Raw genomic sequence first — 25380 nt, 5'->3', positions numbered from 1 at the left:
GCACAGCTTTAAGGAAGTCCATGATTGAATTGTGCAAATGGGAAGCTGGAGAAGCAACTATTGCTAAAGCTAAAAGGCAGATATTAGAAGCACAACGAGAACGGTTAAATTTACCAGCAGACACACCATTAAATCAAGTACCGCCACCAAAAGTTTTAGATATGTTTTCTGGTGGAGGGGCAATTCCTTTAGAAGCATTACGTTTGGGTTGTGAAACCTACGCTGTTGAACTTAATCCAGTGGCTCATATTATTGAGCTTTGTACGCTAGTTTATCCCCAGAAATACGGGAAACAATTAGCAGATGAAGTAGAGAAATGGGGAAATTGGGTAATTGAAAAAGTGCGGGAAGAAATTGGTGACTTATATCCTGCTATTAAAGTCGGAGAAGTTCTGCAAGAAGAACCTCAGCAATTAGAGTTACTGCAACATCCAAAAGTAAAGCAACTAAGTCTTGCACAAACTTTAACTCCAGTTGCATATTTATGGACGCGCACTGTGAAATGTCCTAATCCTGCTTGTGGTGCGGAGGTTCCTTTAGTGCGTCAGACTTGGTTGTGTAAGAAGGCGAAAAAGTATGTGGCGCTCAAAGTGATTCCAAATTATGAGACAAAGCGGGTTGAGTTTGAAGTGGTGGAAGCTGCGACGGAAAAAGGGTTAGGTTTTGACCCTGCGGCTGGTAGTTCTCGTGGTAATTCTACTTGTCGTCATTGTGGAACTACTATTCCAACTAAACCATATATTCAAGAGCAGGGGAAAGCAGGAAAGATCGGTCATCAATTAATGGCTATTGTTTGCACTACTTTAGGAGAGCAAGGTAAAACATATCTAAGCGGTACAGCTTATGAGAAGTATATTCCTGATGAAATAGTTATTAAAAATCGTCTACAAACATTAGTGGAAGAAATAGGAGTTAGCACCCCAGATGAACCTGTAAAAGTTTGGTCTGGTGTTTTTAATGCTCCATTATACGGTTTAGATAAATTTGAAAAATTATTTACGTTTCGTCAATTACTATCAATGATGACGTTTGTAAAGTGGGTGAAGTTAGCGCATTATGAGATTTTGCAGCAAGGTAATGAAGAAGAGTTAGCAAAAGCGATAAGCACTTATTTAAGCGTAATGTGTGATAGGTTAGCTGATTATAATAGTTCAATTACTCATTGGCATAATACTGGAGAGAAAATGAGTAATACATTTTCACGTCAAGCCTTACCAATGGTCTGGGATTTTGCAGAAATAAATCCATTAGGTAATGCTTCAGGCAATGCTAAAGGTGCGCTAGATTGGATTTTGCAATTTATCAGACGGGAATCACAAGAATATAGTAAACCTGGAATTTTGCAACGCAGTTCTGCAACATCAATCTCTGTTGAATCAGAATCATTAGACGCAGTAATTACCGACCCTCCATATTTTGATTCTGTCCCATACGCTGATTTATCTGACTTCTTTTATGTCTGGCTTAAACGTTCAATTGGACATCTTTATCCAGAACATTTTTCTAGTCAACTCACTCCCAAGAAAAACGAAGCTATTATGGAACCTTCTAGACATGGAGGGGATAAGAAAAAAGCAGCACAATTCTATGAAGAAATGATGCACAAAGCATTTTGTGAAGCAAATAGAGTGCTGAAACCAAACGGCATGATGGTTGTAGTTTATGCCCATAAAACTACATCAGGTTGGTCAACATTGATTGATTCTCTCAGACGGGCAAGATTTACTATTACAGAAGCATGGCCACTTGACACAGAAATGTCATCAAGATTACGTGGTCAAAATTCCGCAGCATTAGCATCTAGCATCTTCCTAGTTTCTCGCAAACGCACAGATACCAAAATTGGCGACTATGCAATGGATGTCCGTCCAGAATTATCAAAAATTGTCCAAAGCCGTGTAAAAACCCTGATGGCAGAAGGTGTTTCTGGTGCTGATTTAGTAATTGCTTGCATCGGTGCGGGACTACGCGCCTACACCCAATATGACCGGGTAGAACTGCCCAATGGCGACGAATTAGACGCTAATTCATTCCTAAACGAAGTACAAAAAGAAGTATTAGAAGAAATTCTCACCGAAGTCCTGAAGTGTGATAAAAAAGGAATTTCCGCCGTCGATAAACCCACCCAATATTACATACTGGGACGCTACGAATATGGGGAATCTATAGTGGAATTTGACGAAGCTAACACCTTAGCACGAGGAGTAGGTGTAGAACTTGACGGTGCTGCTGGGTTAACAGATGGCAAACTTTATCTGGTGAAGAAGACTAAAAATCAAGTGCAATTACGAGACTATACAGAACGTGGTGCAGATGCAGATTTAGGAATCCAAAAAACCGAAAAACAACAAGAATTTAATGTTAAACCCCAAGCTATTGGCATAGCACCAACATTAATTGATATTCTGCATCGTCTCCTGTGGTTGCAAGAAAATAAACCCCAAGAAATTAATAACTTTATAACTTTAGCCCAACCGGATGCTACCCAACTGCGACTCGTCGCCCAAGCTTTAGGAGGACGTGCGTTAACACCAGAAGCAGGTGCTACACAGTTTGTCAATGGACACCGGACAAAAGAACAACAGCAAATAGATACTTTATTGGCTTCTTGGAAACGAGTAGTTGAAGAGAATTTATTTACTCAAGCTAAGTAGATTTGTTGAGGGTTCAATAGGTGTACAAAGTTAGAATCAGAACAAGCTAATACTGACACGCCATCTAGTCACTAAAATTTATGAGCAGTGCTTACCAACTCAAACCTTGGACACAAGTTGTCACTCCCCACTCCGATATTCTCAGTGGGAACTTAGATAATGCTACTTATGCAGCTAGTTTGAGTTTGGTAGTACGCCAAGATCCTAATTGTCCCCCAGTCTACCGAAATGCTCGTGATTTTTTCAATGCTACTTACTTGACTACAGCCCTGAAAAAACTCCTAACAGATGTCCTTAAAAGTCTAAGGGGAGATGCAGGTGATAGAGTATTACAACTTCGCACACCTTTTGGTGGTGGTAAAACTCACTCCCTTATCAGTCTTTATCACATCACTAAAAATCGCAGCGACTTACAAAGTATCACCCAATTAGATGAATTACCAAATCCTGGTGATGTCCGTGTAGCCCATTTTATTGGCTTTGAAGCGGGTGCTATCAAAGGAATAGAAATTGATGATAGTCCACCTATTTTTACCCCTTGGGGATATTTGGCATGGCAATTAGGTGGACATCAGGCTTACTCTTTATTAGCCACAGAAGACCAACAAAAGGTTGCTCCCGGTAATGAGGTTTGGAGAAAGATACTTGGCGATACACCTAACCTCATCCTTATAGATGAATTACTGGTGTTTGTAGAAAGTGCAATGGCGGTACAAGTAGGAGATTCTAACTTTGGTCGCCAAGTTCTCATTTTTATCCAAAAACTCACTGAAATTGTGAGAGAATTACCCAAAACTGTTTTAGTATATTCTCTGCAAGCTAGTGTCGCTGAATCTTTTGGTAATGAAGGGTTACTCAGTGCCTTAGATAAATTGGTTAGTCGCATTGATGCTAAAAAAGAACCTGTCTCTGGCGATGAAGTGATGCAGGTAATCCAGAGACGGTTATTTAGCAATATTGGCGATACGGCAATTATTCAAGAAGTAGCTAGACAACAAGCAGAATTATTCCGCAGGTTGCGTGAAAGTTATGCTGATACTAATCGTGAAAAACAAGAAATTCAACAACAAGCTGATTTATTAGCAGACAGAATTTTAGTTAGTTATCCTTTCCATCCTGATTTAATTGATTTAATGTATTATCGCTGGGGAACTCTGCCCAGTTATCAACGGACTCGCGGTGCATTACAATTTCTTGCTGCCGCCACTTATGCTTTGTGGGAAGCAAAAGATAATTCTTGGCTAATTACTCCAGGAAGTATTCCGTTTGATAATGACATTGTGAAAAATGCTTTCTTTTCGCAAGTTGGGGCAAGAGATGCTTACAGTTCTGTATTAATTTCTGATTTAACTGGACGGAAGGCTAAGGTTAAAACAGTAGATAATCGCATTGCTGCTGATGCTCCGGCATTGTCCCATTTAAAGGTAGGTACTCGTCTATCTTCTGCCATTTTAATGTATTCGTTTGGTACAAGAGGAGGAGATAAAGGGGTTTTAGAACAAGAAATTACCTCTGCCTGCCTTGCACCAGGATTAGACAGGACGACAATTACTGCTGCTTTAAGTGATTTGCGGGAAGAATTACTTCATCTACACTATGTTGGTCAACGGTATCGCTTTGAAACCAAAGCAAATTTGAATAAGTTAATTGCTGATGAAGAAGGCAAGGTGAGTAGCGATGAAGTATTGCAGAAAATTCAGGAGGAACTAAATAAAACTTTGCCTAACATCCGAGGTAAAGTTGTCTGGCCTAAAGATGCTGCCGCTATTCCAGATAAAGTTAAGCAGTTTAGTATTGTTTACCTAGAGCCAAGTTGGGCAGATAAGAGTAAGGATTTAGTTTTGGTAGATGCCTTAAATTGGTTAGAGAATCGCGGTAATGATAAACGGGAATTTAAAAATGCACTTGCTTTTGTAGTTCCCAATAAAGCACAAATGGATAAGGCACGGGAAGGCGCAAGAACTGCTTTAGCGATATCTGAACTAATTGAAAAAAAGAATAAGAAAAAGGGTTCTTCGGAAGAATTAGAAGAATTGAATGAACTTACTAGCAAAGCTAAGGATGCTACAAGTGAGATTGTCGCTGCCGTGCGTCGTCTGTATGAATATATTTTACTGCCTCTCCCAGATACTAGCGGTGAAAAACCTGTGAGGTTGGAAAGTGTTGATTTACAATCTCAACTCAATACCAGTCAGAATTTGCAAGAACGGGTATTAGATGCTTTAAAGAATTATGTTTTTGAAACTACTACTGCTAGTAAGTTAGTTAGCTTATCTGGGTTAGAAAATCCAGATAAGGAATATATAGCTGGGGAGGAATTAGTGAGTTATTTTTTCCGCTTCCCTACTTTACCCAAAATGTTAGGGGTAGAAGGAATTAAAAAATCTATTCTCAAAGCCATTGAACAAGGTTTAATTGGTTATGTACCATCAATGACTATTAGTGGTGAAATCCCTGTAGTAGATAATTCCAATTTAATCAGTTTTGAGAAAGTCATACCCGCCGATGAGTTAGACCTAGCCGGTTATCTTTTATCCCCCAGCTTGGTTAATAAGTTGCGTACTGTGAAATCTCCAGAAATAGTGGAGACGATAATAAAGGATGCGGAAGAAGATAATACTGTTAAACTAATTTATGGTTCGGGTGACTCTGGTAGCACTACAAAGAGAAGAGTTGCTGAAGAAAAACAAACTGTAGAGTATAAATCAGACGCGAGTAGTATTGAGCGAACTGTGTTGCTTGATATTGTTAATGGGAAAAAACCTGCACGTTATTACAAGCTGACATCTTCTACTGATAAGGCAAAGATATTTCAATTGTTTGAAGTGTTACAAGCTTTATCTGATAAAGCTGAGGGGATGACTATCACAATTGAGGTACAAGCTCACACGCAGGATAGTTTTGACCTCAATTGGATACGTAATGCCATTGAGGAGCCATTAGATGAAATGGATATTCGAGCGTCTACACGTTTGGAGTAGGGTATTTAACGATCGCAGCTTTTTAACAATCCTGTCTTTTGGAGTCTTCCACTTGAATTTTTGAGCCATTTATATTATTTCCAGGGTGGCAAGTCCAACTTAGGTAGTATTCTTACTACTGCTATTTAGCTTGGTATAAATCAAATCAGAGCGTAATGTTAATTACAGGTTGCTTAATTACGTGAAGTGAGTTTTCAAAATACCTACTGGATTAATGATAAATTAGGAAATTACGGCAAGCTAAAACTTTAAAAATATAATTACGGCAAAGTTATGCTTTAAAAGTGGAATTTTATGTATGAACACGGTTACGCAAGAATCAGTGTTCTAATCATAGCCGTGGCAAAGTTATGCTTGAAACGGCGGCAAACTTATGGTTGAAGTCACAATTAATTAACATATCCTTCAGTAAAGTATGCCATTTTATGCCATCTTCTGAAAGGAGATTTTAGAATAATGCCTAGTTCATCACTCAGGGCAAAAAAAGATTGACTTACAAGCAAATATTATGCTAGTTTCAATCAGTCCATTCGGTCGGTAATATTTTATTTATAGCAATTTTCAATTAAATAAATTCTCCCCTCCAAAAATTGCTCTAATGTCCAAAGGCGAAGAAACAAAAAGCAGAATTCTCCACCAAGCAGCTGAATTGTTTAACCAACAGGGTTATGCAGGCTCATCGATGTCAGACATCATGCGTGTTACTGGATTGCAAAAAGGAGGAATTTACAATCACTTCCAAAGCAAAGATGATCTGGCACTACAGGCTTTTGATTTTGCGATCGCTCGCATCAAACAGCATACTAGATTTGCATTACGAAGCAAACGCCACGCAGTAGAACGCCTGCAAGCAATCATTGGGATATTTAGTAGCTTCGCAGAAAATCCACCTATCAAGGGAGGGTGTCCACTGCTGAATACTGCTGTGGAGAGTGATGATGCTTATCCAGCGTTGCGAGAACGTGCTCAACAAGCGATGAACTCTTGGCTGCATCTGATTCGTCGAATTATTGAAACTGGAATTGAAAAGGGTGAAATTCGCCCGCAAGTCAGTGCTGATGAAATCGCTACGATCATAATTGCAACACTAGAAGGAGCCATAATGATGAGCAAGCTTTATGGAGATTCTATTCACATGCACAGGGTAATTAATCACCTGAATCAGTACTTGGAAACTCACCTTTAAATTTATGGTACAAATCAAGGTATATGGTTTAGCAGATAAATTAAATCTTGTTAAAAGTGAACTATCAAATATAATCCATACCTCTATCATTGAAGTTTTACAGCTTACCCCTGAAAAAAGATTTCACCGTTTTTTTCCACTGGATAAATCAGATTTTTACTATCCATCTGATAGATCAGATAATTATCTGATTATCGAAATTAGCATGTTTGACGGGCGCTCGATGGAAACAAAAAAACAGTTGATTCGCCTGCTGATTAAAAATATTAATGAAAAGTTGAATATTCCTGTGTACGATATTGAAATCACAATTTTTGAAACGCCCAAACATAACTGGGGAATTAGAGGTTTACCCGGTGACGAGTTAAATTTAAACTACAAAATAGAAGTTTGAAACTATTATGGTCAATGGGTTATTAGATAATTAATATTTACCAACGCTTAAAGGATAGAATTATTTTACGCTTTTACAGACCGATCGGGCTTAAAAAAATTGGGAGAAATAATGCTAGTAAATAACAACTTACACAGACCATTAGAAGTAGTATTAGCAATTCCTGTAAAAACATACGACATTGATTTTATGGGAATCGTCAGTAATATTGTGTATATCAGATGGCTAGAGGATTTACGTTTAAAGTTTTTAGATGAACATTGGCAAATCAATCAACAAATTGAGCAAGGATATACACCGATTCTAGCTGGAACTGAAATTGAATATAAACGTCCGATAAAGATTATGGATCAAGTGATTGGACGTTTATGGCTGAGTAATTTAGGACGCTTGAAGTGGACTGTGCAAGCTGAAATTTTATCTAACAATGAGTTAGCAGCAGTGGCTAGTCAGAAGGGTGGTTTTGTCAGTTTGCAAAATAATCGTCTGATTCCTATTCCAGAAGAATTACAGAATAAATATTTACAGTGTAAACAAGGGTTTCAGAAAATTTAACAATTAGAAATACCTTTGATATTTTTTTGAGTTATTACAGACTGTTCGGTTTTTTTGTGGGTAAATGCTTTAATTTTCTTTTGAATAAAAATCAAAGAAAAAGAGTTTGTCGAGCGTCTTGCAAAAGTTGCCGAAAGCTATCTTTAAGAACATGAGGAGTAAGAAAAATTTCTCTTCGTTACTCCTCATATAGCTACTCCTTACACTTGCTTCAAGTACAACAGTTTACTGATGCACTAAACCTCTAACTAAAGATGCACATTATTGTTAAATAAGGAGGTATCTATCTAAACAGTTCTTATGGAGATACAATAGTCACACATTATAGGTTTATCAAGCTTATTGCTGGGTACTAGCTATCATCAAAGCAACGTAAATCCGTTTTTAGATACATCACCTTACTTAGCATCAGCCAATATATTTTTGATGTCTGCTAGCTGCACCACTCCTGAAAAAGTTGGACTATTAATTACAAAGAAAGGTGTGCCAGAAACAGCCAATTTTTCAGCTAGCTGGATATCTTTATCAATTGCGGGAGTGGCAAGAGTCAAGTCACGTTTAAATTTACCCAAATCCAGATTTAGGTTTTTAGCAATATCTAAATATAACGCTTCACCCAGTTGTTTTTGATTAGTAAATAGGGCATCATAATATTCCCAAAACTTACCCTGTTGATGTGCAGCCCAAGCCGCTGTCGCAGCGGGCAATGCTTCAGCATGAATTGAAGTCAGCGGTAAATTCTTGTAAACTAATCTTAGATTATCTGGATACTTTGCTAACAAATTTTTCAAGGTTTTATGCGCCTCTGCACAATAGGGACATTGAAAATCTGAAAATTCTATCAGCACAGTTTTTGATTGAGTTGAACCTGTGGTGGGAGACTCACCAATTACTATTTTGGGATTCGTTTTGAAATCCTGTACAAATGCTTGCCTTACTTGTTTGATTTTCTGTTGTTGTTGCTGCTGATAGGCTTGAACAGATTCAATTATTACCTCTGGATGTTCTCGAATAATTTGTAACACTTGCTGTTCTAACTTTGAATCAACGGTGCTGGTAGCTTGTGCAGGAAATGACCAGGTGATAAGCAAACAGAATAAACCTATTGCTGCCCAAGTACGTAGATACTGAAGTAATGGACTAAAGCAATCAAAGAATCTACCCATACAAAAACTCATAAATACTTCTTTAAGGGGATTCTATACATTACTTGTTAAAAATATCCAGCAATCATCCCAGCAAGTAAAATAAAACCAATCCACACATTTTGCCGGAACATCTCACCATAAACACGGTTAGGTAAATCTTGCTTTGTTAATCGTAGAGACTGCCAAACCCATCCGATAGTAGCAACTGCAAGGCTAATCCAGAAGGCTAAGTGCAGATTTATGACTATGCCTAACCAAGCCAATAACAAGATTGTGCCAGCAAAGAAAATTCCAATAGCAACAGGGGCATAATTTCCAAAAAATAGAGCGCTAGAATTAACACCAATGCGGCGATCGTCTTCCTTGTCGCTCATGGCGTAAACTGTATCAAATCCCAATGTCCACAGTACAGTCGCGCCCCAAAGTAACCAAGTTGGTTGGGAGATGGTTTGTGTGACTGCACTCCAGCTAATCAACACGCCAAAACCCCAAGCAATGGAAAGTACCAGTTGCGGCACAGGAAACACCCGCTTTGCGCCTGGATAAAGCAGAATTACTGGCACTGCTGCCACACATAACCAGAAACTCAAGGGATTAAGATAAAAAGCCAGGACTGCTGCACATGCTAGCGAGACGATCGCAACTACAATCCCAACTTTTACAGACAAGGCGCGAGAAGCGAGGGGGCGATCGCGTGTTCTCTCCACTTCTGGATCAATATCTCGATCCCACAAATCATTGACTACGCACCCAGTCGCACTCGTGGCCAGAGTACCCAATATAATCACACCAACCAGAGGTAAAGGCGGTTTCCCCGCAGCTGCCAAAAATACAGCCCAAAGGGCAGGAATCATTAAAATTAACCGTCCTTCTGGTTTATGCCATCGCAAAAGCCGGATAATTGTAAGCCAAACTGGTTCCTGGGGGCGTTCTGGTGTCGTTAGCATAGAATTGGATACTGGGGATTGGGTACTGGGTACTGGGTACTGGGCATTGGGCATTGGGCATTAGTTATTTCTCACCTTGCTCCTATTTCCCATTCTCCATGCCCGATTTCCCATGCCCTATTCTTTAATTCACACATCTTTACATCTATAGAATAACGTTATTTGTTATTTGTAAAAACATAACCTCAAGTGGCAACTTTAAATATCTTTAAATAGTCACTAGGTTAGAAGCAGTAGGGTGAATATACTTAGCTCAGTTACCCTCAACCAAAAATGAAGATTGCTGGGTATTGTTAGTTTACTCAAAACTCAGTATTCAGCTTGAGCTAGTGTGTTGCAATAAATATCAGTGCCAGCTACCCCGACATACCACCGTTTGCCATCATTTCTTATAAAGAGAGAAAACTAGATGCTGAATTTAGTTTCGGCTAGCTGGGAGAGTGCTACAACTCAACCACCTAAGCAAGACCGGATTATTGCTGCCATTGACCTGGGAACAAATTCTTTACACATGGTAGTAGTGAAGATTGACCCCACACTACCAGCTTTCAGCATTATTGCTAGAGAAAAAGAAACCGTGAGACTTGGCGATCGCGATCTGAGGACAGGGGAACTCAAACCGGAGATCATTAAAAAGGCGATCGCAGCTTTAGGACGTTTCCAAGAAGTTGCCAAAACTATCAACGTTGAAACAATCATCGCTGTGGCAACTAGTGCTGTGCGGGAAGCCCCCAATGGTAAAGATTTTTTGCACAAAATAGAAACGGAGTTGGGTTTAAGCGTTGACTTGATTTCTGGTCAAGAAGAAGCGCGGCGAATCTATCTTGGCGTGCTGTCGGGGATGGAATTTCATAACCAGCCCCACATGATTGTTGATATTGGCGGTGGTTCCACAGAGTTAGTTTTGGGTGATAGTCACCAAGCACGCACTCTCACCAGTACCAAGGTCGGTGCAGTGCGACTCACTAGCGAGTTAATCACTACCGATCCCATCAGCAACACTGAGTTTCAATATTTGCAAGCTTATGCACGCGGGATGTTAGAACGTTCCGTGGATGAGATACTAGCAAACCTAGAGTTTGGTGAGTCTCCACGTTTGGTAGGTACATCTGGCACAATTGAAACCCTGGCGATGATTCATGCGCGAGAAAAGTCAGGTGTCATTCCTTCCACACTCAATGGCTATCAGTTCAGTCTTAAAGACTTGCGAGAGTTGGTAAATCGCTTGCGGAAACTCAGTAATTCAGAAAAGGCTGCTATTCCTGGGATGCCAGATAAACGATCTGAAGTTATACTTGCTGGCGCAGTAATATTACAGGAAGCGATGACCCTTTTGGGTAGTGAATCGATCACAGTTTGTGAACGTTCTCTGAGGGAAGGCGTAATCGTAGACTGGATGCTAACCCACGGTTTAATTGAAGATAAGCTGCGCTACCAAAGTTCAGTTCGGGAACGGAATGTTCTCAAACTTGCTAATAAATACCATGTCAATTTAGAATATAGCGATCGCGTTGCAAAATTTGCCGAGAGTTTATTTGACCAAACTCAAGGTATTCTGCACCACTGGGGATCTGATGAACGACAACTGTTGTGGGCGGCTGCAATATTACACAATTGCGGTCATTATGTCAGCCATTCGTCTCACCACAAGCACTCTTACTATCTAATTCGCAATGGTGAATTGCTTGGTTATACAGAAACCGAGATTGAAATCATTGCCAATTTAGCGCGTTATCATCGCAAATCGCCGCCTAAGAAAAAACATGAAAATTACCAGAGTTTGCTGACTAAACACCAGCGACAAATGGTCAGTCAATTGAGTGCAATTCTCAGATTGGCGGTGGCATTAGATAGACGACAAATTGGTGCGATCGCTCAAGTCCAATGTGAGTATTATTCACAGTTTCGGCAGGTAAATTTGCTAATTTTCCCTTCTCAAACTGATGATGACTGTGCTTTAGAACTTTGGAGCTTAGATTATAAAAAAGGAGTGTTTGAGGAAGAATTTGGAGTGAAATTAGTAGCGAGTTTAGAAAAGTCTAGCGTTACTAGCTTGTCTTAGAAACTAGGGTGCGTTACACTGCGTTAACGCCCCTGCACATAGCTTGCATTAGATTCTTGTAATAATTCCTCAGCTTGAAAAGTTAGGCTCAATATCAAAGTTTGAGGTGAAAATCTATGTATGTGTATGTATTTATTGAAGTGCATTAATAAAATACTTAATATCATAACACAAAAAATTTTATCTTACTATAGTTTCAAAATTTAAGTAAAAAAAATAAACCTCCTTTCTAATTTTGTCATCTTACTTAAGTACCAATTTATAAACTGCCCCAAGAAGCATTTAAAAGCACAAATTGGCAATTATAATATAGTCAACAATCTATTTATATAGGTTATGTTGCTATTGGATATCTAAGCCGGGAAAACTTAGGTATCCTTATATAATATTTCAATATTTCAATCAAACAGGATTAAACACTGTTTTATCGGGAAATGCAGAGAGTAGTTTTCCTAGAACAGTTGTTATAGCTAAGTGCTGAGTTATGAGTGCTGAGTGGGGAATCTCGCTTTTTTACTCAGAACGGGCTAAACACCCCGCTATCGCTAATGGAACTGTTTTGCCCCATTCCCCATACCCTTGTGGGTGGAGTTTTTCATTTCATAAACTCTATCCACAGACCTGCTTAAAAAACCATTATTTACCGCCCCTTATCTTTTTGACGCACCTAATGGTAAAACAAAGAGCAGCAACACAGGAACGATTTCTAATCGTCCTACCCACATCAACAAGATAAGAGTAAATTTCCCTCCCCAAGGCAAATTTGGGTCTGTAATTCCTGTGGATAATCCGACGTTACCTAATGCAGAAGCCGCTTCTAAAATAATATCGCTGAGTGTATATTTGGGTGGAGCAAAATGTAGCAGTGCAAAAATGCCGATCGCAAGTGAAACTATCCACAGTGCTGCTAAAGTTGCAGCCGCGTAAAACTGACGATAAGCTTTAGCAGCGGTTAGCACTTCATTGGTGAGTTTGTATTTTATCAATTTGCGAGGTTGTAAAAACAATTGTTGAAAGTGCCACAATATACCCCGATATATTGTCACAACTCGCTTTAGCTTCAGTCCACCCGCTGTAGAACCCGCAGCACCACCAAAAATCATTGCTACACTTAACAGAAATTTAGCACCAGAACCCCAAGGTTGCAGTTCTGTTGTCTCGAAACCACAGGTTGTTAAGGCGGAAACCCATTGAAACAATGAATCTATCCAAACAAATGTTCCGCTAAACCAAAAGTTTTCTCCAACAAGAACTAAAGCGCCTATTCCCAAAACCAGCCACAATGTTCGATGTTGAGCATCTGTCCACAAAATAGACCAATGTCGCTGCGTCAATAGTTGGTGGTGAATGGGAAAGCTAATCGCTCCAGTAATCATAATCAAAACTACAGCAAGCTGAATAACTGGATTGTAAGTGCCGATACTCTCATCTTGGATACTAAAACCCCCTGTAGCAATTCCGGTTAAAGCGTGGTTGATAGAATCCCACAAAGGCATTCCTAAGACAACCAACAGCACTATACTTAACACCGTGTAAAGCGCATAAATCCAGAGAATTTTCTGTACAGTATCAGTCACAGTTGGGGCAATTTTCTTTTCCCGTCCCTCCGCAGAATAGAGATGGTAAGCATCCATCCCTGGCTCTAGTACAGCTAGAACAAGCACTGTTATGCCAACGCCATCAATCCATTCTGTAAAAGAGCGCCACCACTGTAAGCTACGTGGTAGTTCGCTAGCATTTATTGCTACAGATAACCCAGTACTAGTAAAACCAGAAAAGGCTTCAAAAATAGCATTCCAGGGATTTTGAAATTCCAGCATCGTCTGAGGTGTGTTTGGTGATACTGGTAGTAAGATCGCAATTCCCCAAAATGGAATCGCTCCGAACAGGGAAATCATCCCCCAACCAATAGCAGCAACTAGCATGGCATGACGCAAGCGTGATTCACCTGTTTCAGGAAAAAGATGATACAGCAATTGACCTAGTATTATGGCAGCAGCAGCCATTGTAAGAAAAGGTGCGATCGCATAATATTCACCAAACCACAAACTGACTGGCACAGAACACAGTGCCATCACTCCGGGGACGTGTAAAAATATTCCTAAATCATGTAGGATGAGGCGGACAGGAAGACTAAAGGAGCGACGCTTAAACTTCACGGTCGTTTGATCTGAGTGGGCAAATTAGAATATTGTAAGTTTTAGTTAATATCAAAACTCATTAATTCTAAATGCTTAGGATCAGAAATTAACTCCTTTGCGACTAAGAATCCCGCGAAAGTCCAGGTTTGATATTTTCTAGCTTCTTTGCCAATTAATCGACCATTTTTTCCATCATAGTATTCTGGCCATTTGTCTTCAAATAATCGATTTTCCACAACATCAATGGCTTTGTGGGCAATGTCTATGCGATTTGTTTTTTGTGCTGCTGCTATTAGTAACCAGAGTAAAACTGGCCAATTACCACCATTATGATATGACCAGGGGGTATTTTTGCGATCGCATCCTGTAACAGTTTGCCATTCTAAACCTTCTAGGGCCGGAAAACAGATTTTCATCGGCATATATCCAACTAAATCATTCCAGCGTTGCTCAATTAAATTCAGAATACTTTGAGATTCTTGCTCACTGGCTAAAGAGGTGATAATAGCCATTAAGTTTCCTAAAGTAAAGAAACGAAAATCCATGCGCCCAGAACCGAGATTACCTAATAAATAACCGCCATTCTCTGGTATCCATTCCATCAACCAAGCAGGGATTGATTCAGCGTAAATATTGAATCTGTTCGCTACTTCCTTGCCAAATTCCTCACCTTGATAGCGATAAATTTCATTTAAGCGATTTAGATCGATCCAGTAATATTCTCGTAGATGATAAGTCAGGGGTGCTAGACGTTTATTTACACTATAAATACAGGAAGCGTTATCATCGTTTGGCAAAAGAAGTTCAAGGGCTGCGCGTAAAGTGGCATAAAACAGCACTTGAATTTCTAAAGGATGTTCGTAGACACCCATGCGACGATCAATCATAAAAGCGCCATCAGGAACCAACATCGTTGGATACATAGCAAACCGATGGACAAGGCACATTTCTAAAATTAGCTTGATTCCTTGTTGAAATTCGGTTTTATGAGCAAGTGAAATATCACCTGTAGATTTGACATAAGCCCGGAGTAAGAGAACCCACCATAAACAAGAATCAATAGGTGGAACTTTAGCGATCGCGTGTTCTCCAAAATCAGCACTCAAATACTCTTCGCCATCTTTTAATACTACTTTGAAACTGGCTGGCATTAGTCCTGGCCCAGGCTGGAAACAGTCCATTTGAGGTTCATGACTCTGTAATTTCAGAGTTTCTATCAAAAAATTGCGGACAATCTCTGGTTTACCATTAATTAAAAAAGCCAGTGCCGATAACACAAAATCACGAACAAAACATTGGTCATAATTTACTGCTTCCGTCCCTGGTTCTAAGGCTGCTACCGTCCCAATTGGACGACCATGATAATAAATAATTGATTTTTCTAGTAGTGTCCAAGCTTCTGCAATTAAATTATTGTTTGTTTTCATTATTTAGATAAATCCTTGATAATTTGACTTCTACAGAAAATTATGTGCTGTGTATTTGTTTATCGTGTAACTGGAAAGCATTAATATTATGATTGCTTTATCTGAAAGTTTGCCCAGATGACAAAGCCATGAATTTGGCAGTTCAAATATTCTAGCCACGATACTACTTCATGATTGCTATTGTGTAATAACGTATATTTCTGATCATCTTGGACTAAAATTAAACCTGTTTGTCCATTTTCGATGCTCGTTGAAATATTGCGATTAAAACGTTCATCTAATAATTTCAGTAGTTGTGTTACTTTGGCTTGGGCTACTTCTAAACTTAATAGTGTGTAGTTTCCCTGTTGAATTATCTGCTGAAGTTCGACGATATTGCTAAATTTTCGCCGACCGAGAGTGCCTTGAGTTGGTAGTAATAGTGCTGCCGCCCCATTTCCCAAGTCCTGCTGATTTAGGGCAAAATAATTCCAAGCACCGTAAGCATATTGAATTAATTCGCCATTACCAGTAGGTAAAATCAGTCTAGAATGCCAAATGTAATCTGTGATATAGATTGTAACTGCCTCAACAGGGTCAGCAGGAGGTACGATAATTGCGGGAGACAACATCCACATCAATAAGATAGAAACAATTACTACAGAAGCAAATTTGGTAATGCGGCATAAACGCATAATGCCATAAGGGACAAATCTATAAATTTTGTAATTCGTAATTAATACATACAGTTCAAGGCTTGATACAGGCTGTTTATAGCACTTTATCTTTTGCCTTGAACAATACTATTTATCCCCATTCAGTTTCATTGCGATATACCTTCTAACTTTGTTGTGATTTGACTTGCGCTCTTGTGTTAATTTCCGACCAGTTCACAACATTCCACCAGTTATTGAGATACTCAGCGCGTCGGTTCTGATATCTGAGGTAATATGCGTGTTCCCATATATCGTTACCCATGATTGGGTACAAACCCTCCGTGATGGGGTTATCTTGATTTGGTGTAGTAACAATCTGGAGTTGATTTTGGGCGTTACGCACTAACCAAACCCATCCACTACCAAACCTGCCTTCACCTGCTTCATTAAACTGTTTTCTAAAGGCATCAAAACTACCAAAAGTTTGATTTATTTGTTGGGCTATTTCTCCAGTTGGTTGTCCGCCACCGTTAGGACTCATAAGTTGCCAGAAAATTGTGTGGTTAAGATGACCACCTCCGTTGTTACGTACTGTTTCACGAATATCCTCTGGTATGCTGTTTAAATCGCGCAGCATTGCTTCTACGCTTCTATTTTTTAGTTCAGAATGCTTTTGCAATGCTTCGTTAAGATTTTCAACGTATGTAGCATGGTGTCTGTCATGATGCAGTTTCATCGTTTCTGCATCAATAGCTTTTTGTAAAGCATCATAAGCGTAAAGTAATTTTGGTAGCTGTGCGGGAGAAGCACTTAGCTCTCTGTCAGGATATGCTACGGGGGGAAATTGGGTAGCAACAACAGTGTCTTGTGCTGCGGGTGTTGCTGGAGGAGTTGGTGACTCTGCTATTGGTTCTCCTTGACAAGCGTATAGCAAAGACACTAGAAAAGCTCCAGTTATAAACAAAACAACTTGTTGGCGCAGAAATTTGATGATCATAAAATTTTGCCTCAAAATCAAAAATTGATGCTTCGGATTGATTAGTTATTCCAAATGGAATGCTTGCTTTTCTATCAAAATAGAATTCAGGAGTCAGGAGTCAGAATTGAATTCTGTATGACTGGCGGATAGCGCAGCGTTAGCGAGTCTGCGATAGCGAGTATTCGAGCGTCGCGTCTGAATAATCGGGTTTAAGACCCCCACCAATTTGAAAATTTGGTGGTGCAACAATTCAGTCGGGGATTCAGACCCGCGACTGATTTATTCTGACTCCTGAATTCTGACTTCTGAATTCTTCTTCAACAGGTAAGCGATGCCAAAATGACAAAAGCTGCGGCGGTAATTAACGCTTTAGTAAAATTGTCTATTTCTACTCCTATTGGTAGTCGAAAAATAATCAAAAAGCTGATAATTGCTACTAACTAAGTAATAATCAATCCAACCATAAGAAATACTCCTTATCAGTAACATTTCGATTTCGGTCGATTAGGTCTATATTTTCAGTATTTGCGATAAATGTGATGAGAAAGTGACAGTGTTACCACACCGTCACCAAGTTTATTGCGAATTGCGTTAGCGGAGCGGGGCGTTAGCAAGAGTGCGAATTGGGAATGGTTTCATTTAGCAGTGTGGGAAACACGATAAATCACTCCATTGGTATCATCGGTAAACAACATTGAACCATTTGGTGCGATCGCTAAACCAACCGGTCTACCAAACTGTGCAGTTCTGTCTTTGGTCAAAAACCCAGTCACAAAATCTTCAAATTTCACAGGTTTGCCATTTTCATAACGAATCCGCACAACCTTGTACCCCACGGGTGGGTTGCGGTTCCAAGAACCCCGCATAGTTGCAAAAGCATCACCTTGATACTCTTGGGGAAATTGTTTTGCAGTATAAAACGCCATTGCTAAAGGCGCACTGTGGGCTGTGTAAGTTAGCACTGGCGGTTGAGTTTTGGCACAGTACTCTTTTTTAGTTGCTCCTTCAGGTTCAGCAGGTAGATATACATCAGGACGCCTATCACCCCAACAAAAAGGCCAACCATAGTTCCCACCTTTTACAATCCGGTTCAACTCTTCCGGTGGTTGGTCATTTCCTCGCCAATCGGAACCGTGATCTAACCCCCAAAGTTCGCGTGTTTGGGGATGCCAAGCAAAACCAATAGTATTTCGCAAACCTTTTGCATAGATGGAGCGATTACTACCGTTTGGTTGCGCCTGTAAGAGTGTGGCGTGTTCTGGATTTGGTTCATCACAAGCGTTACAGGTACTACCTACGGAAATGTAAAGCATCCCATCAGGCCCAAAGGCAATGGTACGGTTCGGGTGTTGTCCAGCATCGGGTAAATCAGAAATTAGAGTTTCCAGCTTGCCTTCTGTACCGTCCGATCGCAAGTCTGTAACGTACAGGTGCGTATCGGTGACAAAGTAAAGCCTATTTTGATGAATTGTGATGCCGTTAACAAATTTTAAACCCTTAGCTACGGTACGTATTTCGTTAGCCCGTCCATCTTGGTTGGTATCTAAAAGCGCAATGACATCACCCTGTTCACGACGAGTAACGTAGACAGTACCATTAGGAGCGATCGCTAAGTTACGAGGATTACCTAAGTCTTTCGCAAATACACTAATTTCAAATCCAGGAGGTAATTGCAACTGCTGCAAAAGAGATTCCTGAAATTCAATTTTTTGCGGTGTTGCTAAATAACCCTCCACTCGCTCAACTTTTTGCTTTTCTGGCTGTTGTGAATGGGCAGTTTGGATAATACTTAATACCAAAGCACACCCGATTAAAAAGTACCTTGATTGTTTGATTAATTTCATGAAGCCTCATGTAAGGAGTGATAATGTTGCTTTTATTCAAAGCTGCCCGAATCAAACAGATTTAAGTAACCTCAATGGAATTAATCTGCTAAAAAAGGGCTTTTAGTGAGTCAGACTATATAAATATCAAAAAAAATGCATCTAACAAACGAGGTATTAAATTTAGTAAATCATGCGTAAAAAGTTATGCTTTTTGATAGAGGTAACAAATTATCTAACCTGAGAAAATCCTGGCGAAAACAAAAAATAATTTAGTTGTGAGTAAGTGTTAAAAAGCTTTTTGGCTGCTAATTCCTTAATTTTAAGTGTTACACTTGCGGTTTTTCAGCCAGTGAAAGCATTTGAAGCTTTGCAAGAAACTGTGATGATTACGCCCGTTTCCCAATTCTCTGATGTGCAATTTACAGATTGGGCTTTTGTAGCCCTGCAATCATTAGTTGAAAAATATAGTTGTATCACTGGATACCCCGACAAGACTTTTAAAGGAAATCAGATTTTGACTCGCTATGAGTTTGCAGCGGGGTTGAGTACTTGCATCAGTACAATTAATCAGCAGTTTGGCAGCCAGCTTTCAAAAACTGCGCCAGAAGATGTCACAACTATTAAAAAACTACAATATGAGTTTGCTACAGAGTTAGCTGCCCTTGAAAATAGGGTAGAAAATTTAGAGGTGAATAGTGCTGTATTGCGATCGCAACAGTTTTCTACTACAACTAGATTAAGCGGTTCCTTCGTCGCTGTTGCTAGCGGTATAACTGGAGACAGTGCTGATGGCGACCGCGAAACCAATATCAATTCAAATTTAGCTTTAAATTATCGCGCTCGTTTAAACTTAATTACTAGTTTTACAGGTCAAGATAGATTGCTTGTACGTCTTCAATCTGCAAATAGAGTACCTAACTTCAACGGTGCTTCTGCTACTAATATGACGCGCCAATCATTTGAAGTCGGTAACAGTGACAGCAGTATGAATTTAAATTTACTAGAATATCGCTTTCCTGTTGCTGAAAACCTCAACTTCTATATTTACGGAAATGCTGCATCCCACCATTACTATGCAACAGTTGTTAACCCTGATTTTGCCAGTTTTGGCGGTGCAAAAGGTTCTCCTTCTCGCTTTTCGGAACGTAACCCTATTTATCGGATTGGATTCATTAGTCCAGCGGGTGTAGCAGCAGTTTACAACAACAAAACTATTCGTTTGGATGTGGGTTATTTAGCAGAAAACGCCGAAACTGGAAATGAAGGACTGTTTGGTGGAAACTATAGTGCCTTAGCGCAACTTTCTTTCAAACCTTCACCAAATACAGAATTTGGATTGGCTTATGTTCGCAGCTATGTTCCTGATGGTAATTTACTACATCGCACAGGTAGTAATTTTGCAAACATTCCTTTTGGTACAGGCGTGCCATTAATAGTAAATGCCTACGGTGTACAAGCACTCTGGAGAATAACCCCCAAGATTGCTGTAAGTAGTTGGGTTGGCTATATGAACGCAGAACGAGTTGACGGTGTGAATGGTAATGCAAATATTATTAACTATGCGGTAAATCTGGCTTTTCCTGATTTATTTACAGAAAAAGCTGTAGGTGGAATTGGATTTGGAATGCCGCCTAAAGTCATGACAAATACAATTAATAACCGTGAAGATAAGGTAACAGGTTTACACTTTGAGGCTTTCTATCAATATCCTCTAACAGAAAATATCACAGTCATTCCTGGTATTATCTATCTCACTCAGCCCAACCACAATGACGTCAACGGAGACATTCTTTTTGGCAGTATCAGAACGGTATTTAGCTTTTAACCTAGTTCAGGGGTTATTCACTCACGTGGCGGTCAACTTCCCACTGTTGCGAACCAAATAAGGTTAAATTACTTACACTAGCAGCAATTATCCAAGTAGCAATAAAAGACATGATGTATCATGTTTAATAACGCAAAACTGCTGCAAGAGAAGCATCTCCAGGTACTTGTTCTGGTGCTACTGCGTAGACTGTACCACCATTCAAAAGGGTATGTAGCGCAGCAAAATCCATCAAATCTTCATCGCCTGATTTCTGTTCTGAATGCACCTGTACACTGCTTGTATCAGGATCGAACATTCCCCATTTTTGTTGTCCAACTGGTACAAATAAAGATTCAACTCGTCGATAATAGGCTGCGCGAACAACTTCTTGGATACTACTAGCTGTTTTCCCAGTTCCTAAATTAGCTTGATAATAAGCAATAGCTTCATTTTGTTCTCCTTCAAAGTAGGGTTGCACAATTTGCCAAGCCTGTGTTTGTAATTCTTCAGCTTTCAATTGGTCAGGATTTCCGGTAATACCTTCATCAATTAAATAAGAATAGGAATTTGCTTGCCTATAGATAGGTAAAAGATAGTCAACCCCCGCAAGAATCAAAGGCGACTTCTGATTTTGTAGCAACTCCTGTAATCCATTATTGACTTGACGGAAATAGCGAAGAATGTTTTCTTTTTCATCATCATTGCCAGCCCCATGTCCGTGAAAGATTGCAGCCCTGTTACCACTTCCACTTTGGGGTGTACCCGTGTGAAACTGGAGGCTTTTTTCTGGGTCATCGTACTTTAATGCCTCAGCAATGCTAGTGGGTACGCTTTCTAATTCAATTTCGTTGATACTAAAGCGACTAGCTTGGAAAAAGCGCACTAAATTTTGACTAAGTGCTAATATATAAAACTGTCCATCACCTGTAAGTAAAGACATTAAAGGTTTGAGATGAAACCGATCACTAACTACTACTAATTCTGGTAAATCAACAGGTACAGTGTAGTAACTAAAGAAATTATTTGAGATAAAAATTGCTAGTCCATCACTTTGGTGCTGCCAAAAATCGTATTCATCTAACTCTTGGGCTGATAATAATAAATCTCTGGCTTCCTGAGTGCGAAGCCCATTCTCTATTAACTTTTCCTCAGCTTCTCGCATTAAATTTTTAAACCGAATCGGATTTTGTAAGGTTTCCGTACTCATTTTATAAGTCGGCATATAAATCGAAACGCAATTTGTGTTTGTTTCTGTGGTTAAGATTGCTAATTCCTCAATTGAAAATAACTTCATAGATACCTCACGCTCATTTTCTCTTCAGCTTTGCAAACAAATGTGATTCAAAAGTGATCCAGGGGAAAGGTTTTGATATTATTCTTAAATGTATCCGTCTCATTACAACCTTGATCTGTTGTAACTTTAGCTACATCTGAGTATTAATTCCTTCTCTCCCAGACGCTACACGAACACAAAACTACATAATTCGGTAAAATTGGGTAAAGCAATTTTTGCGCTTGTTAAACAAAGGCATCAGCAAACCCATGCAACTGAAACTCAGTGCATCTCGACTTCCCTTCGCCCCCCTGTTGTTAATTGCCCCCTTTTTCCTATGGGGGACGGCAATGGTAGCCATGAAAGGAGTGATACCCCATACCACACCGCTATTCATGGCGGGAGTACGTTTGATACCAGCAGGGATGTTAATTCTGATTGCAGCAGCATTTATGGGTAAACCCCAGCCTAGGGGTTGGGCTGCATGGCTGTGGATTGCCTTATTTGCCCTTGTAGATGGGACGCTATTTCAAGGCTTTTTGGCAGAGGGATTAGTCAGAACCACTGCGGGGTTAGGGTCTGTGATGATTGACTCGCAACCCTTGGCTGTTGCCTTACTATCGTTGTGGCTATTCCAAGAACACATTGGTTTTTGGGGATGGCTAGGATTAGGCTTGGGAGTCACAGGCATTAGTTTAATTGGCTTACCTGATGAGTTGATTTTACATTTTCTCGACTCAGGGGTGAATGTCACAATTGGCAACTGGCAAGATTTGTTTGCTAGTGGCGAGTGGTTGATGCTGTTAGCTGCGCTATCAATGGCAGTGGGAACAGTGTTGATTCGGTTTGTGTGCCGATATGCTGACCCAGTAAGTGCTACAGGATGGCACATGATTTTGGGTGGATTGCCACTATGGGGAGTTTCATCAGTTGTCGAATCACAGCAGTGGGAGAATCTCGGAGGATATGATTTAGTGGCTTTGGGTTATGCTACCGTATTTGGCAGTGCGATCGCTTATGGATTATTTTTCTACTTTGCCTCTAGTGGCAGTCTCACCAGTCTTAGTTCCCTCACCTTTCTCACGCCCGTTTTTGCCCTACTATTTGGCAATCTCTTCCTCTCAGAAGTCCTCAGTCCGTTGCAGTGGATAGGAGTATTTCTCACTTTAATTAGTATTTATCTCATTAATCAACGTGATACTTTAGGAGCGCAGAACGACACAGTTACTGTCGGCGAAATAGCAAATATACAGCAACCAGTTTTAGAAGCATCTACTAAAAAATTAAATTCCATAACCCTAACAGTCAGAGAATCTGAATCAGAAATTTGACCCTAACTCGTTCAAAAGAAGTGGGGAGTAGGAGTGCTGAGTGGTAAATCTCACTTCTTGACTCGGAACTGGCTCAATGCCCCGCTACCACTAACTGAACTGTTTTGCCCAATGACAAATGACAAATGACAAATAACAAATAACAAATGACAATTAACATTTGGTCATCTAGAAGCTATTGTGGTATCGAAGACTTCAAAAGCACGTTTAGGCTGAAACTTGCAATATGAGGCTATGCCGTTCCTCAATTCTTATATTTACCTGTTTTTCTTGTGTGGGTTTTTATCCAATTCGCTCAAGCACAGCTGCACCTAACCTAGCACCTAAAATTTTAGAACTTGCACAAGCTAGTTCGAGAGTTACTGCTAGTCCAGATGTTTTGAGATATGGTAGTCGAAAATCAGATGTGCAGATATTACAAACCCAATTAAAGCAGTTGGGATACTACAGTGGCGCTGTAGATGGACAGTACAACGCCAGTACGGAAACCGCTGTAGCTAAATTCCAGAAAGCAAAGGGTTTACAAATAGATGGCCTTGCTGGTCTGACGACCAGAGAGAGACTGCAAGCAGATTTGGTAGCTAAAAATCAGATTGTCACTTCTCCAATAATCACCTCTCCAATTGTCGCCCCTTCTGCTCCAACCTCCCCAACAACTACAACACCCAAGCCAACTGAGAGAGGTTTTGTCTGGTGGTTAATATTTGCCATTGGAGTCCTGGGATGTATGGGGGCACTTTTTTACCTGCTAAGGTGGTTTCGTCAGGTTAAACAAGTTCAAAAGTCCGAAATATTAGATGATGAAAGTCTGACTAAAGTGAATATAGAACCGATTAGACTACACTTACCAGAGATAGCAAATAATCCACAAACAGCTACACCACCACTGTCTACAAAATTGCTACTACCAGAAAAAACTTCCCGGCTTGCTAAACTCAATATCGTTGATGAATTAATTCAAGACTTACGCAGTTCTGACCCAACGAAGCGGCGCAAGGCTATTTGGGATTTGGGTCAGCAGGGAGATTCGCGGGCAATTCAGCCGATGGTTGACCTGATGATTGATGCTGATTCTCAAGAAAGCAGTTTAATTTTGGCAGCTTTGTCAGAAATTGGCATCCGCACACTCAAACCAATGAACCGTGGTTTAGCAATTTCACTGCAAGATGAAAGTCCACAAGTGCGGCAAAATGCGATTCGTGACCTGACGCGCGTTTATGACATGATGGGTCAAATGAGTCAGATGTTGCGCCATGCCCTGGAAGACCCAGATGCCGAAGTGCAAGCAACAGCACGATATGCTTTAACTCAGATGAATAGAATGCGTGGCTTATCGGAACAACAAAGTTTAACGGAAGATTCACACAACGATTCACAACAATAGAGCAAGAGCTATTCAATTTTAGATTTTAGATTTTAGATTTTTGTTTTAATCCAAAATCCAAAATCTCATTTGTGCTGGAAGTGCACCAAGTTTAAATCTGCTCTAAAAATATTTCAACTGGATTTGGATATTAGTATCCGGGCCTGCCACTAAAAATGCTGCTTCGCTAAATTTGGGCGCTCTTGCCAGAATTTCTGGGTTGCTGGAAAATCCAAAGCCTTCGCTTGGGACACCAAAAAGATTGCTATTGAGAGTGCGGTCATTATTTTGATCGTGGAAGACAGCAACGGCGTACCTACCTGCTTTCAAGTTATCAAAGGTAATGGGGAAGGGAGTGTCAGTAATTTTGGTACACTGCTTTTGTAAGACTCGATCGCGATCGCCAGGAAATCCTTCACTGCTAGCAAATATACTGGCACAGATTTGTCCTTCTTTATTCTTAAAGCCATCAATTTCCACGGTGAGTTTGCCGTTAAAATTTGCTTTGGCATCAAATGACCATACCAGATTTCCCAGAACTGCCAATAGTAGCATCCTACCTCTCAATCCTCTCACCATAAAATTTCTACAATGTAAAATAAGTTTTCACTTTGATTCAGATCACGCAGGCTCATCGTGAGATTACATTATTCGGTCAATAATCGCAAGCA

Annotated in this window: 18 protein-coding genes; 9 read left to right on the top strand and 9 right to left on the bottom strand. The window is 40.0% G+C overall.

What is annotated here, in order from left to right; genetic code table 11:
* Positions 1–20 precede the first annotated feature (20 nt).
* The 5 genes from HUN01_RS33845 to HUN01_RS33825 all read left to right on the top strand — a co-directional run bounded on the left by HUN01_RS33845 (position 21) and on the right by HUN01_RS33825 (position 7770).
* Positions 21–2654: a DUF1156 domain-containing protein gene (locus HUN01_RS33845; RefSeq protein WP_181929826.1), complete on the top strand. Its 2634-nt coding sequence runs from the start codon at positions 21–23 to the stop codon at positions 2652–2654.
* An 80-nt stretch (positions 2655–2734) separates the two neighbouring features.
* The gene (locus HUN01_RS33840; protein ID WP_181929825.1) at positions 2735–5635 is read left to right on the top strand and encodes an ATP-binding protein; all 2901 of its coding nucleotides are present in this window, start codon (positions 2735–2737) and stop codon (positions 5633–5635) included.
* Positions 5636–6233: 598 nt separating this feature from the next.
* Entirely contained in the window at positions 6234–6821 is a 588-nt protein-coding gene (locus HUN01_RS33835; RefSeq protein ID WP_181929824.1) for a TetR/AcrR family transcriptional regulator, read from the top strand.
* 4 nt (positions 6822–6825) lie between these two features.
* Positions 6826–7215: a tautomerase family protein gene (locus HUN01_RS33830; RefSeq protein WP_181929823.1), complete on the top strand. Its 390-nt coding sequence runs from the start codon at positions 6826–6828 to the stop codon at positions 7213–7215.
* 111 nt (positions 7216–7326) lie between these two features.
* A complete protein-coding gene (locus tag HUN01_RS33825) occupies positions 7327–7770 on the top strand; it encodes an acyl-CoA thioesterase (protein WP_181929822.1) in 444 nt (147 codons plus the stop codon).
* Positions 7771–8168: 398 nt separating this feature from the next.
* On the opposite strand, the gene HUN01_RS33820 is transcribed toward HUN01_RS33825, so the two are convergent.
* Positions 8169–8948, bottom strand: coding sequence for a DsbA family protein (locus HUN01_RS33820; protein WP_238845897.1), 780 nt, complete (start codon positions 8946–8948; stop codon positions 8169–8171).
* 35 nt (positions 8949–8983) lie between these two features.
* Complete coding sequence (locus tag HUN01_RS33815; protein WP_181932934.1) at positions 8984–9865, bottom strand: 4-hydroxybenzoate solanesyltransferase; 882 nt, start codon at positions 9863–9865, stop codon at positions 8984–8986.
* A gap of 409 nt (positions 9866–10274) precedes the next feature.
* Here HUN01_RS33815 and HUN01_RS33810 point away from each other — a divergent pair, with 409 nt between their 5' ends.
* Positions 10275–11927: a Ppx/GppA phosphatase family protein gene (locus HUN01_RS33810; protein WP_181929821.1), complete on the top strand. Its 1653-nt coding sequence runs from the start codon at positions 10275–10277 to the stop codon at positions 11925–11927.
* A gap of 650 nt (positions 11928–12577) precedes the next feature.
* Here HUN01_RS33810 and HUN01_RS33805 read toward each other — a convergent pair.
* From HUN01_RS33805 to HUN01_RS33785, 5 genes are all read right to left on the bottom strand, one after another.
* A complete protein-coding gene (locus HUN01_RS33805) occupies positions 12578–14086 on the bottom strand; it encodes a TrkH family potassium uptake protein (protein WP_238845894.1) in 1509 nt (502 codons plus the stop codon).
* Positions 14087–14127: 41 nt separating this feature from the next.
* Positions 14128–15495 carry a glycoside hydrolase 100 family protein gene (locus HUN01_RS33800; RefSeq protein WP_181929820.1) on the bottom strand — a complete coding sequence of 456 codons (1368 nt, stop codon included), beginning with the start codon at positions 15493–15495 and terminating at the stop codon, positions 14128–14130.
* Between the two features lie 86 nt (positions 15496–15581).
* Positions 15582–16169 (bottom strand): DUF2459 domain-containing protein, encoded by a 588-nt coding sequence (locus tag HUN01_RS33795; RefSeq protein WP_181929819.1) that lies wholly within the window; start codon positions 16167–16169, stop codon positions 15582–15584.
* Between the two features lie 145 nt (positions 16170–16314).
* Positions 16315–17127 carry a superoxide dismutase gene (locus tag HUN01_RS33790; RefSeq protein WP_181929818.1) on the bottom strand — a complete coding sequence of 271 codons (813 nt, stop codon included), beginning with the start codon at positions 17125–17127 and terminating at the stop codon, positions 16315–16317.
* A gap of 617 nt (positions 17128–17744) precedes the next feature.
* Positions 17745–18953 carry a PQQ-dependent sugar dehydrogenase gene (locus tag HUN01_RS33785; RefSeq protein ID WP_181929817.1) on the bottom strand — a complete coding sequence of 403 codons (1209 nt, stop codon included), beginning with the start codon at positions 18951–18953 and terminating at the stop codon, positions 17745–17747.
* 331 nt (positions 18954–19284) lie between these two features.
* Between HUN01_RS33785 and HUN01_RS33780 the strand changes: the two genes are divergently transcribed.
* A complete protein-coding gene (locus HUN01_RS33780) occupies positions 19285–20760 on the top strand; it encodes an iron uptake porin (protein ID WP_181929816.1) in 1476 nt (491 codons plus the stop codon).
* Positions 20761–20884: 124 nt separating this feature from the next.
* Here HUN01_RS33780 and HUN01_RS33775 read toward each other — a convergent pair whose 3' ends face one another.
* On the bottom strand, positions 20885–22036 hold the full coding sequence (locus HUN01_RS33775; RefSeq protein ID WP_181929815.1) for a baeRF7 domain-containing protein: 1152 nt from the start codon (positions 22034–22036) through the stop codon (positions 20885–20887).
* Between the two features lie 248 nt (positions 22037–22284).
* On the opposite strand from HUN01_RS33775, the gene HUN01_RS33770 reads away from it, so the two are divergent.
* Both HUN01_RS33770 and HUN01_RS33765 read left to right on the top strand, forming a co-directional pair.
* Complete coding sequence (locus HUN01_RS33770) at positions 22285–23346, top strand: DMT family transporter (RefSeq protein ID WP_181929814.1); 1062 nt, start codon at positions 22285–22287, stop codon at positions 23344–23346.
* Between the two features lie 226 nt (positions 23347–23572).
* Positions 23573–24730, top strand: a complete 1158-nt coding sequence (locus HUN01_RS33765; RefSeq protein WP_181929813.1) for a peptidoglycan-binding protein — start codon at positions 23573–23575, stop codon at positions 24728–24730.
* A 102-nt stretch (positions 24731–24832) separates the two neighbouring features.
* Here HUN01_RS33765 and HUN01_RS33760 read toward each other — a convergent pair whose 3' ends face one another.
* On the bottom strand, positions 24833–25264 hold the full coding sequence (locus HUN01_RS33760; RefSeq protein ID WP_435026664.1) for a DUF2141 domain-containing protein: 432 nt from the start codon (positions 25262–25264) through the stop codon (positions 24833–24835).
* Between the last annotated feature and the right edge of the window lie 116 nt (positions 25265–25380).

Source organism: Nostoc edaphicum CCNP1411, assembly GCF_014023275.1.
GTDB classification, from domain to species: Bacteria; Cyanobacteriota; Cyanobacteriia; order Cyanobacteriales; family Nostocaceae; genus Nostoc; species Nostoc edaphicum_A.
This window is presented reverse-complemented; position numbering and strand designations above follow the sequence as displayed.

What these genes read in the sequence shown, in the direction of transcription:
- HUN01_RS33845 (WP_181929826.1), top strand. Translation starts at nt 21, where the DNA reads ATGATTGAATTGTGCAAATGGGAAGCTGGAGAAGCAACTATTGCTAAA.
- HUN01_RS33840 (WP_181929825.1), top strand. Translation starts at nt 2,735, where the DNA reads ATGAGCAGTGCTTACCAACTCAAACCTTGGACACAAGTTGTCACTCCC.
- HUN01_RS33835 (WP_181929824.1), top strand. Translation starts at nt 6,234, where the DNA reads ATGTCCAAAGGCGAAGAAACAAAAAGCAGAATTCTCCACCAAGCAGCT.
- HUN01_RS33830 (WP_181929823.1), top strand. Translation starts at nt 6,826, where the DNA reads ATGGTACAAATCAAGGTATATGGTTTAGCAGATAAATTAAATCTTGTT.
- HUN01_RS33825 (WP_181929822.1), top strand. Translation starts at nt 7,327, where the DNA reads ATGCTAGTAAATAACAACTTACACAGACCATTAGAAGTAGTATTAGCA.
- HUN01_RS33820 (WP_238845897.1), bottom strand. Translation starts at nt 8,948, where the DNA reads ATGAGTTTTTGTATGGGTAGATTCTTTGATTGCTTTAGTCCATTACTT.
- HUN01_RS33815 (WP_181932934.1), bottom strand. Translation starts at nt 9,865, where the DNA reads ATGCTAACGACACCAGAACGCCCCCAGGAACCAGTTTGGCTTACAATT.
- HUN01_RS33810 (WP_181929821.1), top strand. Translation starts at nt 10,275, where the DNA reads ATGCTGAATTTAGTTTCGGCTAGCTGGGAGAGTGCTACAACTCAACCA.
- HUN01_RS33800 (WP_181929820.1), bottom strand. Translation starts at nt 15,495, where the DNA reads ATGAAAACAAACAATAATTTAATTGCAGAAGCTTGGACACTACTAGAA.
- HUN01_RS33795 (WP_181929819.1), bottom strand. Translation starts at nt 16,169, where the DNA reads ATGCGTTTATGCCGCATTACCAAATTTGCTTCTGTAGTAATTGTTTCT.
- HUN01_RS33790 (WP_181929818.1), bottom strand. Translation starts at nt 17,127, where the DNA reads ATGATCATCAAATTTCTGCGCCAACAAGTTGTTTTGTTTATAACTGGA.
- HUN01_RS33785 (WP_181929817.1), bottom strand. Translation starts at nt 18,953, where the DNA reads ATGAAATTAATCAAACAATCAAGGTACTTTTTAATCGGGTGTGCTTTG.
- HUN01_RS33775 (WP_181929815.1), bottom strand. Translation starts at nt 22,036, where the DNA reads ATGAAGTTATTTTCAATTGAGGAATTAGCAATCTTAACCACAGAAACA.
- HUN01_RS33770 (WP_181929814.1), top strand. Translation starts at nt 22,285, where the DNA reads ATGCAACTGAAACTCAGTGCATCTCGACTTCCCTTCGCCCCCCTGTTG.
- HUN01_RS33765 (WP_181929813.1), top strand. Translation starts at nt 23,573, where the DNA reads ATGAGGCTATGCCGTTCCTCAATTCTTATATTTACCTGTTTTTCTTGT.
- HUN01_RS33760 (WP_435026664.1), bottom strand. Translation starts at nt 25,264, where the DNA reads ATGCTACTATTGGCAGTTCTGGGAAATCTGGTATGGTCATTTGATGCC.